The 16,126-nt window shown below is 59.6% G+C and carries 8 protein-coding genes; 5 read left to right on the forward strand and 3 right to left on the reverse strand.

Annotated elements, in window-relative coordinates; genetic code table 11:
• Nucleotides 1–326 precede the first annotated feature (326 nt).
• The 5 genes from VMJ32_12225 (at nt 327) to VMJ32_12245 (ending at nt 9,778) form a co-directional block, all read left to right on the forward strand.
• Nucleotides 327–3,860, forward strand: a complete 3,534-nt coding sequence (locus VMJ32_12225) for a PD-(D/E)XK nuclease family protein (GenBank protein HTQ39786.1) — start codon at nt 327–329, stop codon at nt 3,858–3,860.
• Nucleotides 3,857–7,591 (forward strand): UvrD-helicase domain-containing protein, encoded by a 3,735-nt coding sequence (locus VMJ32_12230; GenBank protein HTQ39787.1) that lies wholly within the window; start codon nt 3,857–3,859, stop codon nt 7,589–7,591. The genes VMJ32_12225 and VMJ32_12230 overlap by 4 nt, the downstream gene beginning before the upstream one ends.
• A 32-nt stretch (nt 7,592–7,623) precedes the next feature.
• Nucleotides 7,624–8,934 (forward strand): CCA tRNA nucleotidyltransferase, encoded by a 1,311-nt coding sequence (locus VMJ32_12235; protein ID HTQ39788.1) that lies wholly within the window; start codon nt 7,624–7,626, stop codon nt 8,932–8,934.
• Nucleotides 8,935–9,054: 120 nt separating this feature from the next.
• Complete coding sequence (locus VMJ32_12240) at nt 9,055–9,615, forward strand: hypothetical protein (GenBank protein HTQ39789.1); 561 nt, start codon at nt 9,055–9,057, stop codon at nt 9,613–9,615.
• Nucleotides 9,608–9,778, forward strand: a complete 171-nt coding sequence (locus VMJ32_12245) for a hypothetical protein (protein HTQ39790.1) — start codon at nt 9,608–9,610, stop codon at nt 9,776–9,778. Before VMJ32_12240 ends, VMJ32_12245 begins: the two co-directional genes overlap by 8 nt.
• Before the next feature lie 63 nt (nt 9,779–9,841).
• Here the strand turns inward: VMJ32_12245 and VMJ32_12250 are convergent, their stop codons facing one another.
• The 3 genes from VMJ32_12250 to VMJ32_12260 form a co-directional block, all read right to left on the reverse strand.
• The gene (locus VMJ32_12250; protein ID HTQ39791.1) at nt 9,842–14,371 is read right to left on the reverse strand and encodes an SdrD B-like domain-containing protein; all 4,530 of its coding nucleotides are present in this window, start codon (nt 14,369–14,371) and stop codon (nt 9,842–9,844) included.
• A gap of 90 nt (nt 14,372–14,461) precedes the next feature.
• On the reverse strand, nt 14,462–15,592 hold the full coding sequence (locus tag VMJ32_12255) for a WD40 repeat domain-containing protein (protein HTQ39792.1): 1,131 nt from the start codon (nt 15,590–15,592) through the stop codon (nt 14,462–14,464).
• 278 nt (nt 15,593–15,870) lie between these two features.
• The coding region (locus VMJ32_12260; GenBank protein ID HTQ39793.1) for a type II toxin-antitoxin system RelE/ParE family toxin at nt 15,871–16,126 on the reverse strand (256 nt) is incomplete at its 5' end.

The following is a 16,126-nucleotide window of genomic DNA, read 5'->3' on the forward strand; positions in this document are numbered from 1 at the left end:
CAACCGCTCCGGCGGCGCCGGCAGCGAGGCCGCGATGATTACATTTTTGGGCATGAATCGCCTGTGATAAAGCTGAGCTGAGAAGTAAAACGCTGCTGCGCATTTTCGTCAATGAGCAACATTATCGACGCCGTCAGGCTGCGGTCAATGTTCGCCTCCACAGCTTGCGTTCTCTGCGTCTCTGCGCGAGAATCCTGCCGGCTTTCCGCGAAAACTTCCCCACATTCACGAACCCTTCCCGCCCGAGTTAATTCCCTGTAAATTAGTACAGGCAGACAGCTTACACGTTTTTGCCAGCCGCTGCCCCAACGCGAGTGTTTCGAGTTATGCCCGCCCAGCTTCAAATTCTCGCCGGACCGGCCCGCAGCGGAAAAACCGCCGCGCTGCTGGCGCGCTACCGCCAGATATTGGCGGAGCAGGGGGATGGCAACATTTCGCAGGCCGCGCTGTGGCTGGCCCCAACGCGCCACGCTGCGGCGGAAATTCGGGGGCGACTTTTAAGCGACGGCTTAACCGGCTGCTTCAGTCCCGGCGTCTACACGTTCGAGCAGTTCGCCCAAACGTTGCTGCTGGCCGCCGATCAGCCGCCGGATTACTTGGGCCAGCTGCTCAAGCGACAGTTGATTCAGTGGCTACTGGCCGAGGCCGTTGCCGCAGGCCGGCTTTCGTACTTCGCCCCCATCGCCGATACCGCCGGCCTGGTCGATCTTGTCGCCGGCATCATCAGCGATTTGAAACGCCAAGATGTCTCGCCCCAGCGGTTGTCGCAACTGGCCGCATCGCCTGCCGGGTTGGAAAAGACGCGCGAAATTGCCGCCCTGTACGCGGAATACCAGCGGCGGCTGAACCAGCACCACATGGTCGACGTCGAAGGCCGTTTCGCCGCCGTCGGCAAGCTGCTGCGCGAAACGCCGCCGGAAAAATGGGGCCCCTTTGGCCACTTACAGCATGTCGTGCTTGACGGCTTTACCGATTTCACCCGCTCGCAGCATGAAGTGCTGCAGTTACTGGCGAAGCGGCTGCCGGCGCTAAAAGAATTAACGATCACGCTGCCGTTGGAAAACGAATCGGGTCGTGCCGATTTGTTTTGGAAGCCGCAGCACACGCTGGAACAGTTGCAGGACCGCCACCCCAAATGGGTCGTCCAATGGCAGCCGCGCCAACCAGCCGGCGATTGGCCCGCCCTGGCCCAATTGGAGCGCCAGTTATTCGTCAATCCACGTAATGCACAGCCCGCGGCCGATTCCGCCGGCATCGAAATCATCGCCACCTCGGGCCAAAAAGCGGAAATCGAACTCCTCGCCCGGCGGATTAAAAATTTGCTGGTGCAGGGCGAACAATTAAATGCCGGACAAAATTCCAGCCATCCGCAACCCATTCGCCCCGGCGACATCGCCGTAGTGTTTCGTTCGCTGGAGACTGTGGCGGCGCTCGTCGACGAAGTGTTTTCCGAATACGGCATTCCCGTAGCCATCGATTTACCTCCGCGGTTAATTCGTTCGCCGGGGCTGCAAGCGCTGGCTGCAATTCTCCGCTTACAGGCCGCCGATTGGCCATTTCGCCAACTGCTGGCCGTGGTCGCCAACAATTACTTCCAGCCCGCTTGGCCCCAGTGGCAGGCCGGCGAAGCCGCCACCGCTGTCGAATGGGCCATTCGGCAATTGCAGGTCCCCGCCGGACGAAAAGAATTGCTCTCGGCACTCCAGTGGCGGGCGAAATCGGACAAACCCGCGCCGCAGTCCTCGCCGGATGGCGATCCACTCGAGGAGTCCGATGCCCAACTTCAGGCTGAGCATCGCCGGCGATATGGCATCGCACATCAGGTGCTCAGCCAGCTCGATCAAACGCTTCCTTCTCCGCATAAAGCGCGGTCACTGACCGAGTGGATTGGCATTTTACAGGGCGTGGCCGAACACCTCGGCCTCTTGCACGGCGTCCAAAATTCCCCCGCTGCTTGCCAACGGTCATCGTCATTGAGCGATTACGACCGACCCGCTTGGCAGCGATTGAAAACCGTGCTGGCCGTGGCCGCTCAGTTGGAACAAAGACTGGACGAAGGGCATCAACCCGCCGCATTTACCCTGCGCGATTTCGTCGCGCGCCTGCAAGATATTCTTTCCGTCGAGGCGCTGCCCGTCGATCTGGACTCCACCGGCCGGGTGCGCGTGCTGGCGGCCCCAAGCATTCGGGCGATTAGCGTGCCGTATTTATTCGTGGCGGGCATGGCCGAAAAAGTTTTCCCACCGCCGGTGCGTGACGACCGCATTTACACCGAAGCGGAATATCGCAGCCTGAACGACGCCGGCCTGAACTTTGCAGACCACCGCCAGCGCAGTTGCGAGGAGATGTTGCTTTTTTACGAAGTTGCCACTCGGCCCACGCGCCAACTCGTCTTGAGTTATCCCGCGCTGGACGAAAAGGCGCAGCCCCTCTCGCCCAGTCCCTACATGACCGAGCTGCAGCGTTGTTTGGAAATTGAATCCAAACTGGAAATCAATCTCAGCCCTGTGCCGCCGAGCGATCAACCGCCGTACAGTCCCACCGAATTGCGCGTCAAAGCCGTGGCCCAGTGGTTGGAAAATAAGCCGCAGCTCCTGGCCCGGCTGTTAAGTCATCCTGAGCCATCGACAACAGAGCAGCCTCAATCGCATCCGTTGGCCATGGCGCCGGGTTTGCTGGCCGGGCTGCAATCGATCGCTGCCCGCAGCCGCCGCGACGGTTTCGGCCCGTTCGAAGGTCTTCTCACCGGCGCGGCAGCCCAGCGGCATTTGCAACACCGCTTTGGTCCGGACCATTGTTGGAGCGTCAGCCGGCTGGAAGAGTACGCCTATTGTCCGTACAAATTCTTCGCGCAAAACGTGCTGGGTCTGGAAGAGCTGCCGGAATTGACGCTGGAAATTGATTACGGCCGCCGCGGCCTGTTGGCGCACGATGCCTTGGCGATCCTGCACCGCCGGCTGCTGACCGCCGACCAGCGGCTTTCGCCGGCCGATGTTGCCGCCGAAGAATATGCGCAACATGCCGCCGACACATTAAAACTGCTGTCCGAAAAAATTTCGCAGGGCACCCCCTTCGAAGTCGCGCTGCAAACCATCGACTTGCAGTTGATCACGCAGTGGCTGGAGGAATACCTGGCCCAGCACCAATCGTACGATCAATTGGCCGCCGACGTTGCATCCGCCGCCGGCGCGGAATCCGCCAATGGCATGGAATCTGCCGCCGACCAGCCGCTGCGCCCCGCCTATTTCGAGGTCTCGTTCGGATTGAAGCCGAGAGAAGGGCCGGAAATCGACCACAAACTTTCGACCGACAAACCATTCGATTTACGTTGCGGAGCGGAAACCGTCCGCCTGTCCGGCCGCATCGACCGCATCGATATTGGCCTGGTCGGCGGCCACGTGGTCTTCAACGTGCTCGATTACAAAACCGGCGGCAATAAAAAATTCAAGCTGCAAGATTTCCAATCCGGCCTGGCTCTCCAATTGCCGCTATACGCTCTGGCCGTGCAAGATTTGCTGCTGGTCGATCGCCGGGCTGTTCCCTGGCGCGTGGGCTACTGGTATTTGAGAGAGAAGGGATTCGAAAGCCACGGCCTGCCGCAGCTTTTCGAGCCGTGCCAAACCGGCCTCCGCGAAACCGCCCACTGGCAATCGCTCCGCGGCGAAATTTTAGCCCGCGTGGTGTCGCTGGTGCATGGCATCCGCGGCGGCGCGTTTCCGGTGTTCAGCGCCGACGAAGAATGTACCAACCGCTGCCAGTTTTCGACCGTCTGCCGCGTCCATCAAATTCGCGCCCTCGGTAAAACGTCGATCGCTTCCCATTCAACCGCTCCCGCCGAAATCGTCGGAGCCCTCCCATGACTGCCGCCGCGACAAATTTTACCAGCGAGCAGCGAGCCGCCATCGAAGCGCGAAATATATCGGTCGCGCTGTCGGCCGGCGCAGGCTGTGGCAAAACCTTCGTGCTGACCGAGCGTTTCCTGGCGGATTTAGACCCGTCCGTTTCACAGGCGCCGGCTTCACTGCGCTTCCAGCCGGCCGATCTGCACGAGTTAATCGCCATCACGTTCACCGATCGTGCAGCCCGCGAAATGCGCGACCGCATTCGCCAAAAATGTTACGAGCGGCTGCAAACAGCGCCGGATGCAAAGCAGGCCGATTATTGGCTCGGGTTGTTGCGCAGCCTCGATGCCGCCCGGGTTAGCACCATTCACTCATTTTGCGGCGCACTGCTGCGTACCCATGCCGTCGAAGCCGGGCTCGATCCGCGCTTTACCGTCATGGAGCAATCGCAGGCCGACACCTTGCTGGCCGAACTGTGCGAAGACGTCCTGCGCGAAAAGCTGAGCGACAATACAAATCCCCTGCACGCGCCGCTATTAAATCTCACAGCCCACTTCGGCCTGAAACGCTTGCAAGAGATGGTCGCCACGCTGATTACAACCAACCGCGCCGCATATTTTGAACCGTGGTTGGCGAAAAGTGCGGCGGATGTGATTGCGCTATGGGATATATTTCGCCGTGAAGTCGCCTGGCCCACCGCATTGGCGGCCCTGGCTCAATCGCCGCCTGCTAAAACCGTGTTAGAGGTAATCCGTCAATGCAGCGACGCCACGGGAAAATTGCGAAATCGCTTGGCAGTGCTGTCACAATTGCTGCCGATGCTGCCCGCCAGCGGTCATCCCGGCGATGATTTGGCGGCGATTGTTGAAAACGCTCGGGTCCAAAGCGCCGGCAGCAAAAAAAATTGGTCCGATGAATCGTTATACGACCGATTCAAAGATGCTGCAGAAGAATTACGCAAGGCAGCCAAAGCCGCGGCAGAATTTACGCAGCTCGATCCGGCAGCCGCCCAGGCCGACGCCGAAGCCGGCCTGCAACTGCTGCGCATCGCCCATGCCGTGCAAGCTCGCTATGCCCAGCGCAAGCGCGAACTGGCCTGGGTCGATTACAATGATTTGCTCGTCCAAGCCCATCGCCTGTTGACCGATCCGGCCCATCAAGAACTGCAACAACAACTCGCTTCGCAAACACGGCTCTTGCTGGTCGACGAATGCCAAGATACCGACCCGCTGCAGGTCGAATTGATCAAAGCCCTCTGCGGTCCCCACACGCACGACGGCAAACTGTTTTTCGTCGGCGATTACAAGCAGTCAATTTATCGTTTCCGCGGGGCCGATCCCGGCGTGTTCCGCCGCTTGGAGCAAGAAACGCCCCGCACCGGCCGATTGCCGCTCACCACCAACTTCCGCAGCCAGCCGGCGATATTGCACTTCGTCAATGCGCTATTTAGCGATGTGCTTTCCGCCGGCAACGCACATGCTGCTTCGGCAGTTTCCTCCAATGGCAAAGCTCCATCGTCAAGTCAGGAAGCCGCCCAGCCATACCAACCGCTCCGCGCTCACTGGCCGCAAACAACCTCAGTGCCCGCCATCGAATTCCTATGGGCAACCGCCACCGAGGAAAAATCGGAGACTGACACCGCGGACGCCACAACCAATGCCGCCCGTCGAAGGGAAGCCGACTTCATCGCTCGCCGAATTCGCCACATGGTCGATCACCGCGAACCGCTCGTGGCCCAGCGTCAAATCGACGGCCAAGTTGAACCACGCCCCGTCCAATTCGGCGATATCGCCATGCTGTTCCGCGCCCTGTCCGACGTGCAATGTTATGAACAGGCGCTCCGCAGCTACGACATTCACTATTATCTGGTCGGCGGCCACGCCTTTTACGCCCAGCAGGAAATTTACGACGTCGTCAACTTGTTGCGGGCCCTGGCCAGTCCCGCCGATGTCGTTAGTCTGGCCGGCGTGCTCCGCAGCCCCCTGTTCGCGCTGGCCGACGAAACGCTGTTTTGGCTGGCGCAGCATCCGCAGGGCTTGTCTGCCGGATTGTTTGCTCAGCGATTGCCGCAGGAGTTGGATGATATCGAGCGCCGCCGCGCCGCATTCGCCGCCGCCACGCTGCATCACTTGCGCAACCGCAAAGATCGTCTTTCCATCGCCGCGCTCTTGAACGAAGCGTTCGCCCTGACTGGTTACGATGCCGCCTTGTTGGCCGAATTCATGGGCCAGCGCAAGTTGGCCAACGTCCGCAAGCTGCTGGAGCAAGCCCGCTCGTTCGATCGCTCCGGCGTGCTGGGGCTGAACGATTTTATCGTACAGCTTTCGCAATTCGTGGGCCAGTTGCCGCACGAGCCACTGGCTGCGACCCATCCGGAAAAAACCGACGTGGTGCGGCTCATGACCATTCACCAGGCCAAGGGTTTGGAATTTCCCCTCGTGTTTGTTCCCGACGTCAACCGCCGGACAAACAAAAACCGCGACAGCGCCGCCTGGCATCCGCAACTTGGCCCGCTGCTGAAGTTAAAGCAGCGTGGCAAACATGCCGGCGTGACCGGGTTCGATTTGTTCACTGCCGTTGGTGATCCGGAAGAAAAGGCCGAACTCGTCCGGCTGCTCTACGTTGCCACGACGCGGGCGGCCGATTATCTCATTCTTTCCGCTGGCATGAACCAGCAGGAACTTGAAGCGCCGCGGTGGCCCTGGGCAAAACTATTGGCCGAGCGTTTCAATCTGCAAACCGGCGAATTTCGCGCCACGCTGCCCCCGGGCGGCGAGTACGATATCCCGCGCATCAAAGTCACTATGGCGCCACCGGCGGTTGACGCTTCGGCCCAATCACCGCACACCTGGCACAATTTGGATGCGGCCCTCAGCCGCACGCTGGAAATGGCGGCAAACGAAACGAAATCAACGGGCGCGGCTTATTTGCCAACTTCACAAATGCTATCCCGCCTGGCCCAACCCGTGGCCATTGATCGGGCAGCCCAGCGCCGTTTTTCCGTTTCCCGGTTGAACGGCCTCCTGCAGCCCGCCGAGGAACAGCCGCAGCCATCTTTCTTCAGCGACGATGCCGACAATCGCCCCCCGCTGGCCGGTGCTGGCATAGATTTAGGCACGCTGGTGCATCAGGCGCTGGCCCGCATCGATTTTGCCGAGCTCGCCTCCACTGCCGCTTCAGAAAAAACAGATGCACTCCCACACACGGTCCAGCGCTGTTTGGAATCTTGTGCCGCTTACAACGCCGAACTGGCCGAAACCGCCGCCGAACTTCTCATGCGTTTCGCTCAATCTTCTCGAGCCCGTGAATTGGCCGCGGCAAAACTCGTTCGCCGCGAGTTAGAGTTTTTATTGGCGTGGCCGCCGAACGTTTCGTCACATTCTCGCAAAGGGACAGCGCTGGGTACAGACGCGGCGCCGAATCGATATTTGCAAGGATTCATCGATTGCCTATACCAAGACGCAGCCGGCTGCTGGCATTTGCTCGATTACAAAACCAACCAGGTCTCAGCCGACGCCGTTGACGCTCTGGCTCCGCAGTTTGAGTTGCAATTGGGCGTTTATGCGTTGGCGGTCGAACAAATTTTGCACAAGCCACCGGCGGAATTGACCGTTCATTTTTTGCGGCCATCCGCGGAACACCCCTTTGCGTGGGACACCGCCCTGCGGGCCCGCACGGTGGACAAAGTGAACCAGGCCATCGAATCGGCGGTCCATGATAAATTAGCCCCCGCTTCTACCGGGGGATGAAGCGCGATTAAAACGCCATCACGTTGCCGCTTATGTCCACCATCGATCCTGAAAAACAGCGCCGCTTTGCCGTCGAAGTCGTGAAACAATTGCGCGAGGCTGGCTTCACAGCCTATTGGGCCGGAGGCTGCGTGCGCGATTCGCTCCTCAATCGCACCCCCAACGATTACGACGTGGCCACCACCGCCCATCCCGAACAAATCGCCGCCGTGTTCCGCCATCGCAAAACGCTGGCCATCGGCGCCGCCTTTGGCGTCATGACCGTCCTGGGTCCGCGCGGGGCAGGCCAAATCGAAGTCGCCACCTTCCGCCAAGACATCAGCTACACCGACGGCCGGCATCCAGACAGCGTGGCCTTTAGCTCGCCCGAGGAAGACGCCCGCCGCCGCGACTTCACCATCAACGGCATGTTCTACGATCCGCTCGCCGAACAAGTGATTGATTTCGTCGCCGGCCAGGCCGATTTGCAACAAGGCGTCATCCGCGCCATCGGCAGTCCGCGGGAGCGCTTCACCGAAGATAAGCTGCGCATGCTCCGGGCCGTGCGGTTTGCCTCGGGGTTCAATTTTCGCTTGGAAGAAAACACGCTCACCGCCATTCGCGAAATGGCCTCGCAAATCTCCGTCGTCAGCGCCGAGCGAATCGCCGACGAAATGCGCGCCATGCTCGTGCAGCCGGGCCGAGTGCGGGCCGTACGCTTGCTTTATCTCACCGGGTTGCTGGCCGCTATTTTGCCGGAAGCCGCGCAAGTGGCGGACAGCGAAGCCTGGAAAGTCGAGCTTACCGATGAACTGAATGGTCCGACCCAGACCGACAATCAACACGCCAGCCGCACGTTGGCGCTCTTGGCCGCAGTGGAACATCCCTCGTTTCCGCTCGCGCTGGCGGTTCTACTGCTTTCGGCGCCGGCGGACAACCTGGCCGAAACCGTCGGCCGCCGCTGGCGACTGGCCCGCAGCGAAACCGACCGCCTGGCCTGGCTGTTGGCTAACCAGCAATCGTTGAATGGCGCCCGGGCCGCGCGCTGGTCGCAGGTGCAACCGTTATTGGTGGCTGACGGCGCGGACGATTTGCTCAAGCTGCACGCCGCGCAGGCAGCCTTGGGTTTCGCCGCGCTGGAAGATGTCGCCTTTTGCCGCGCAAAACTACAGCTTCCTGTCGAACAGTTGATTCCGCCGCCTCTCGTCACCGGCGCTGATTTAATCTCCCTGGGCATTCCCACCGGGCCTGTCTTTGCACAGCTACTGAGCGCCGCCCGTGATGCCCAATTGGACGGACTAATCTCCGATCGCTCCGCGGCTCTGACCTATGTCGAACGATTGTGGCGGGAAAGCATTCCGTAAGGCGAGAAAGTGGCTTTCGGCCCCTAGTCTGGCGTGGGGTGCGGAACTACACTACCACTTCGTTGCGACTGGCAGTTCCTTGTTCCTCATTCGCGCGCCCCTCAACCCTCGTCCCGATCCATGTACTGGTTCAGTTTAACACTTCGTTGGCTTCACCTGGTGGCGGCGATGATTCTCGTTGGCGGGACGATTGTCATGCGGTTCGCCCGCTTTCCTGAGCTTGGTGAGGTGGCAGATGAGCAGCGAAAGGCGCTATACGAGCAATTTCGACGGCGCTGGGCTATGTTGGTGGCGGGCTCGGTCGCATTTTTACTATTCAGCGGGCTGTTCAACTTCGCGTTGTTCATCAGCGAAAGCAAAACGCCCCCCTGGGAAGCGTGGCATGCCACCTACAACTCGCTGTATCAATTTGTCTTCGGGGCGAAATTTGCTCTGGCGATGGTGGTGTTCTTTATTACCAGTGCATTGGCTGGCCGTGGAGAGGCGACTAAAAAATTTAGGCAAGACGCCAGGTGGTGGATGACGGTGAATTTAATTCTGGCGCTGATCGTCGTGGCGCTTTCCGGAGTGCTGCGCTTCACGCACATCGGTCCAACTTTGCCGAAAGCCGTGGCCACGACAACCGCACCAGAAACCGTACCAGCGCCTGTCACGACGCCAACCGGAGGCGCCGGTGGATAAAAAAGCCAAAAAGCGGATCGATGTGTTGCAGCAAAAACTGCAAAAGCTCCGCCAGCAACTGGCCGGCGCTAAGCAGCAGCCCGACGAGCCCGGCGACATTGTTCGCTTGGAGAAGGAAATCGCCGCCGCCGAAGCGGAGCTAAACGCGCTAAAAGCGTCGTGACGAATCGCCCAACGCCCCGTGCAGAGCAATATCTGACAACGCGGCGAGCTGATTCCGGCCTGTTTATTTCTTCACCGTGGCCGGTGCCGTTACGGCGGTTTGCACCGCGGCCGATCCGCCCGTGTGATACACGCCCACCGAAACACGGCCCGTGCCGTCGAATTTACCCACCACGGGTATATCGCCGGGTTGTCCGAGTTGAATTACTTGATCGTCGGCGTCCAGCTTGTGGTTGTTGTTGGTGTCGAGATAGAACGTGCCGTTGCGGTAGACGCCGATTTTTTCGATGCCGTCGCCGGTCCAATCGCCGACCACCGGAATGTCGCCTTCCTGGCCGAACACGCATTCCAAATCTTTTTCGGTCAGCCGGCCGTCGCCGTCCGTATCCAAATACCATTTGCCGTTGCGGAACACGCCGACGTGCCGCAATCCGGTGCCCATCCAATCGCCCACCACGGCCTTTTCCACGGCGCTGCCGTAATGGAATACGTGGTCGATGACGTCGGTCCGCGTTTTGCCGTTTTGCCCGCGCTGCAAATCGCGGCCGCCGCTGGTGGCGTCGTCCTGATCGGGAGGCACGTTCTTCTTGCGCTTGGAGACAATTTGCGTTTTGTTGAGCGGCGAGGGCAATCCGCGATCGACCTTTACGGCGTGCGGATCGCGCGGCCACGCCGGGCCGTATAGACCGATGTCGTCTTTGCCGTCGCCGTTCCAATCGCCGATCACCGGCTGATCGGCGCGCGTGCCCAGCTTGGCCCAAATGTCGCCGGCGTCCCAGCGGCCGTCGCCGTTCAGATCGATGAACCACTGACCGTCGACGTAGAAGCCCAACTCCGATTGGCCGTCGCCCCGGAAATCGCCGACCACGGGTATGCCGTCTTTGAAGCCCATCACCTGGCGCTCGACCGGCTGACCGTTGGCGTCGAGATACGTCAGCACGCCGGAAACCATGTTGGCATCCATCCAACTGGCCGTCTCCACCGAAATGTTGGACAGATCCATCGCCACGCTTTGGCCTTGCGAGCCGCGCGGAAAACCGGCATCGACAATGCTCAAGTGCCAGGTGTAACCCACGGCATCGCCGGCATTCAGGTCGGGATTCTCAAACTGCGGCTGATACGGCGGAATCACTAGCGGAATCAACGGCGACGGTGCCACGGCGGCCGGAGGCGGCGGCTGCGTCGGCGGTTGTTGCGGAGGCGGCGGAGGCGGCGGAATTTTCTTTGTTACGCAGAAGTCGTAATTGATGCCGTTATTTTCGTAATTCAGGCTGATACTGTTCAGCAGCGTGTTGTTGGGATGTCCGCCAACCGTAATGCCGTTGATGGTCCCGACCGTGTCCATATCAGCGCTATAACCGGCCGGCACGTGTTCCTGCACGCTATAAGTGTCAGGCAGCAAATTGCTGAACGTGTAATCCCCCTGGGAATCGGTGAGCGTGGTCGCCACCACTTTTCCCTGACTGTTGATCAAGTCCAACTGCACTCCGGCCAGCGGAATATCGACGCCCGGCTGAAACGAGCAATTGCCGTTGGTGTCTTCCCACACTTTGCCGCTGATGCTGCCGGGCAACACGTCGCAAAAATCGTAATTCGTGGCGTTTACTCCGTCCCCCAGCGAAATTTGCACGATGGCGTCGTTGACGATGCTGCCGCCGGCGCTGCCCACGGTTTCGTCGTTGTGGTAATAGCCGGCCGGCAGAATTTCATCCACGCCGTAAACTTGGCCCGGCTTGAGATTGGTGAACGAGTAATCGCCTTCCTCGTCGGTCGTGGTCGTTTCGATCACATTGCCGTTGGCGTCGAGCAACCGAACGGTGACATCCGAGAGCGGCACGCCGGCGATGCAATCGTCCACGCTGCCGCTAATGCTGCCCGGGCGGATGTCGCAAAAGTCGTAATTCACTGCGCTCACGCCGTCGCCCAGCGGAATGTCGACAAGGGCGTAATTGACGATGCTGCCCCCCGCGCTGCCGACGGTTTCGTCGTTGTGGATGTAACCGGCAGGCAATATTTCAGCCACGGCGTACACTTTGCCCGGCGTCAAATTAGTGAACTCGTAATTTCCCTGCGCGTTAGTGGTGGTCGATTCCAGGACGTTGCCTTGGGTGTCGAGCAATTGCACCGTAACGCCCGACAGGGGCACCCCGGCCAAACAGTCGGCCACGTTGCCGCTGAGGCTGGCGGGACGGATGTCGCAGAAATCGTAATTAATGCCGTTCACGCCGTCGCCCAGCGGCACGTCGACAATGGCGTCGTTGACGATCACGCCGCCGGCGCTGCCCACGGTTTCGTCGTTGTGAACGTAACCGGGCGGCAGAATTTCATCGACGCCGTAAGTTTGCCCGGGCGTCAAATTGGTGAACGAGTAATTCCCTTGATCGTCAGTCGTGGTCGTCTTGATCACATTGCCGTCGGCATTGAGCAACTGAACGGTGACGCCCGACAGCGGCACGCCGGCCAAACAATCGGCCACGCTGCCGCTGAGACTGGCGGGGCGGATGTCGCAGAAATCATAGTTGACGCCGTTCACACCATCGCCCAGCGGAATTTGCGTAATGGTGTCGTTCACGATGATGCCGCCGACGCTGCCCACAGTTTCATCGTTGTGGACGTAGCCCGGGGGCAAAATTTCGTCGACGCCGTAAGTTTGCCCCGGCTTCAAATTGGTGAACGTGTAATTCCCTTGGTCGTCGGTCGTGGTGGTCTTTAGCACGTCGCCATTGGCATCAAGCAGTTGCACCGTGACGCCAGATAGGGGCACGCCGGCCAAGCAGTCGGCCACACTGCCGCTGAGGCTGGCTGGAAGAATATCGCAAAAATCGTATCCCGTGGCGTTGACGCCGTCGCCCAACTGAATCTGCGTGAAGGTGTCGTTGACGATGATGCCGCCGGCGCTGCCCACGGTTTCATCGTTGTGAATGTAGCCGGCGGGCAGAATTTCGTTCACGCCGTAAACTTGGCCCGGCGTCAACCCGGTGAATTCGTAATCGCCGTCTTCATCGGTCGTGGTTGTCTTTAGCACGTTGCCATTGGCGTCGAGCAACTGCACCGTAACGCCCGACAACGGCACGCCTGCCAAGCAGTCGGCGATGCCGCCGCTGAGGCTGGCCGGCAGCAGTTTTCCGAAATCGTACTCGGTGCCCGATTGTCCGCCAAGCGTGGTGATGTTGACGATTTGGTCAATCGGTTCGAAAGTGCCACCGAGCGAGCCCGGCGTCGTTATGCCGTCCAAATAACCGGGCGGTTGCTGTGGTTCGTAAACGGTGTACGTTCCCGGCGCCAGGCCGCTGACCGACCAGAACCCATTTGAGTCGGTCACTATGGAAACCGACGCGGTGCTGCCGTCGACCGTCGAGATAGGCGTTACGACAATCGTCACGCCGCCAATTCCATTTTCGCCACTCTCACGGATGCCGTTGTCGTTGGTGTCGTGATAAACGTAGCCGCTCAGGCCGATTGCCTGCGCCAAAGCAAAGTCGTTGTTAATGCTGTTGTCGCCGCCGAGAACTGCAATCTGATCGATGACCGTCGAATTGAGCACGACGGCATCCGTCGAGCCGTTGACCGTGCCGGCCGATGCGCCCACAGCAAAATACCCCGTGGGCACCGTTTCCACGACCTCATAAGTGCCGGGCAGCAGGAATTTGAAAATGTAGTTTCCGTTGGCGTCGGTCGTGGTTGTTTTCCCCGTAGAGACGTAGCTGCTGCCGTTGTACTCCAGCAGCGTCAAGCTTACGCCGGCGATGCCCGGCTCGCCCGAATCTTGCACGTTGTTCAAATTAGGATCGCTATAGACCGTGCCGGCCACCGAAATGGGCAGCGGCGTTTGCGTGACCAGCACCGAAGCACCCGTAGTTTGATCAGACTGATCGGTCGTGCTGGGCGGTTCGTAATCTTGCGTCGGCAGGCCGAGCTGCGAGCCCGAGGTATCGTCGTTTTGCGCGAACAGCAAATCGTAGCCGGCGACGTAGGCGGTGTTGACCGTAACGTTTTCGAAGTGCGGCGCGGTGAACGTGCCGACCAAATGCGAGCTTTGGAAGTCGTTTCCTTTGGTCAGCGGCGCCAACGTCGGTGCGCCGGAGACCGGGTCGATGGCCGTCACTTCTTCCGCAGTGGCGGAAAGCACCAGCATATCGCCTGGGACAAAGCCCGAAAACGTAATCACGATTTGCGAGCCGCCGTTGGTGGCTGTCACGCTCAGCACTTGGAAGCCAGTGTGCGAAACAACCGTCACCGGCGACGTGCCCGAGGGAGAGCCGGGGGGCGCTTCCCAAACGTCGTCGCCCACGGCCAGTCCGAGTTGATTTTTGCTGCCGTCGATCACCAACTGCGTCAACTGTGTGTTCGGTGCGCCGCCTTGAAAAGTGATTTGAATGGTGTCGGGCGAGGTATTGGTGCCGGGAGACGCATCGAAGAACACCGAACCAAAATGGATTTGCGGCGGGGCCCCGGAAAGTAGTTGCCGCGGCTCCATTTTTTCGAACGCGCAGCAGCGAATTTTGAGAACGTCGCTGTGAGAATCGTCGCGGCGCCAAAAACGATCGCCCCGAATGAACCGGCCGATCCGGCTAAAACCTTGCAGGATACTCACCACTGCAACCTCCGTGTCGCAAATGCCCCAAATCAAGTTCGTCTATGGTCGCTCGGTAATCTCTTCACCGCTTGCCAATTTCCTCGCATTTCAGTCGGCTTTAGCAGGGTTCAACTGCCACATGCGAATCGTGGTGTCGAAACCGCCCGATACCAGCAGCTTTCCGCTCGGGTCGCAAGCCAGGGCCGCCACCGAACCGGTGTGGCCCGAAAAACTGGCCGTCATTTTCTGCGTCGACAGGTCCCACACGCGCACCAGATTATCGCTGCCGCCGCTGGCCAAACGATCTTCGCCGCAGAAGCACAACGACAACACTTTTCCCTGCCCATGATCGATCTCCGCCTGCTGCTCGGCCGTGGCTATATCCCAAATGCGAATTTTCGGATTTTCCCCGGCCGTGGCAATGTGATCTCCCGCCGGCGAAAATGCCACAATGCGAATTCGATGTTCGTGCCCTTGCCAATCTTTCAGCACGCTGCCGTCGGCGACATTCCAAATGCGAATGTGCCCGTCACGACCGCCGGCCACGAGCTTTTCGCCATCGTGTGAAAAGGCCACCGCCCGAATGTCGTTGCACGAACAATCGAACGTGCGAATTAACTCCCCGGTCGTCACATCGTACAGCCGCATGACATTTTCAAAGCCGGCGACGGCGATCGTTTTTCCACTCGGGTCGAATTGCAGCGCATAAATGGCGGCTTGATCGTTTGCGGCAGCCTCGTCCGACAAGGTCTCTTTCCCCTTATGACCAAATTTGCGAATCAATTTTCCGGTCGTGGCATCCCACAGATGAATTTTGCGGTCGTCGCCGCCGGAGGCCAGCAGCTTGCCGTCCGGGCTATACACCACGGCTCGCACCCAATCGGTGTGCGTGCGGAGCTGATGCATCAGCTTGCCGTCTTCGATATTCCACAAATTGATCAGATGGTCGTCGCCGGCCGTGGCCAGTTGAACGCCATCCGGATTGATGGCCACCGTCGTGACCACGGGCGTCGCCTGTTGCGATTGTTCCGACGTTTGCGGATTCGCCGGTTGCAATCCGAAAGCGTCTTGCGGCGACGCATTCAGCACGGTTCCCGAAGCGGGACTTTCGGCGCGGAGCGAAGGGGCATTCCAAACCCAAACATTTGCCAGCCATCCGGCTACCAAGCCGGTTGCCAGCAAACCTCGAGCGGAAACAACGACGCGGCGCACAGCAGAGCGACGGGGCGAAAATCGCATAAGAAACCTATCCGCAACAGGCGACAACTAGGGGGAAACGCAGTCCATAAACCCTGCAGCAGGCCGTCAGTCGTACGCATTGCTCGATTCCTGCACTGCTGAATGCGACGATGCGGCGCGAAATGCGGTCGTGGCCAATCGCAGTGCTAGCACGCAATGGCCTCGGCGCGCAACGATGCTACGGGGTCTGCTGCTTGTATCGGCCAAAACTTCAGAAGGCCGACAACCAAAAGCCGCCGCATTCTCCGGCAAGGAAAACTCTGCCGGTTAGAAAAACCTTACCGCAATCGCCGCCGCAGATTGCGGGGGTCCTGCGAACAATGAAAGACCGAGTTAATTACCATTCGATCTTCCTCGAAGTCGTAGATGATAGCATAGGGGAATGGCGGCACCAAACATCGGCGGTACGATTGATATACAATTTCCGACATCAAAGGATTTTGTTGAATCCACGAAATCCTGGCGTCCACAGCTTGGATAAATCGAATCCCCAGGCCCGGTTGATGTGTCTCGTACCAATCATACGCGTCGGCC

This window comes from Pirellulales bacterium (genome assembly GCA_035499655.1).
Lineage (GTDB): Bacteria > Planctomycetota > Planctomycetia > Pirellulales > JADZDJ01 > DATJYL01.

Coding starts and splice junctions, on each gene's coding strand:
- VMJ32_12230 (HTQ39787.1), top strand. CDS start 3,857: ATGACTGCCGCCGCGACAAATTTTACCAGCGAGCAGCGAGCCGCCATC.
- VMJ32_12255 (HTQ39792.1), bottom strand. CDS start 15,592: ATGCGATTTTCGCCCCGTCGCTCTGCTGTGCGCCGCGTCGTTGTTTCC.
- VMJ32_12225 (HTQ39786.1), top strand. CDS start 327: ATGCCCGCCCAGCTTCAAATTCTCGCCGGACCGGCCCGCAGCGGAAAA.
- VMJ32_12240 (HTQ39789.1), top strand. CDS start 9,055: ATGTACTGGTTCAGTTTAACACTTCGTTGGCTTCACCTGGTGGCGGCG.
- VMJ32_12235 (HTQ39788.1), top strand. CDS start 7,624: ATGTCCACCATCGATCCTGAAAAACAGCGCCGCTTTGCCGTCGAAGTC.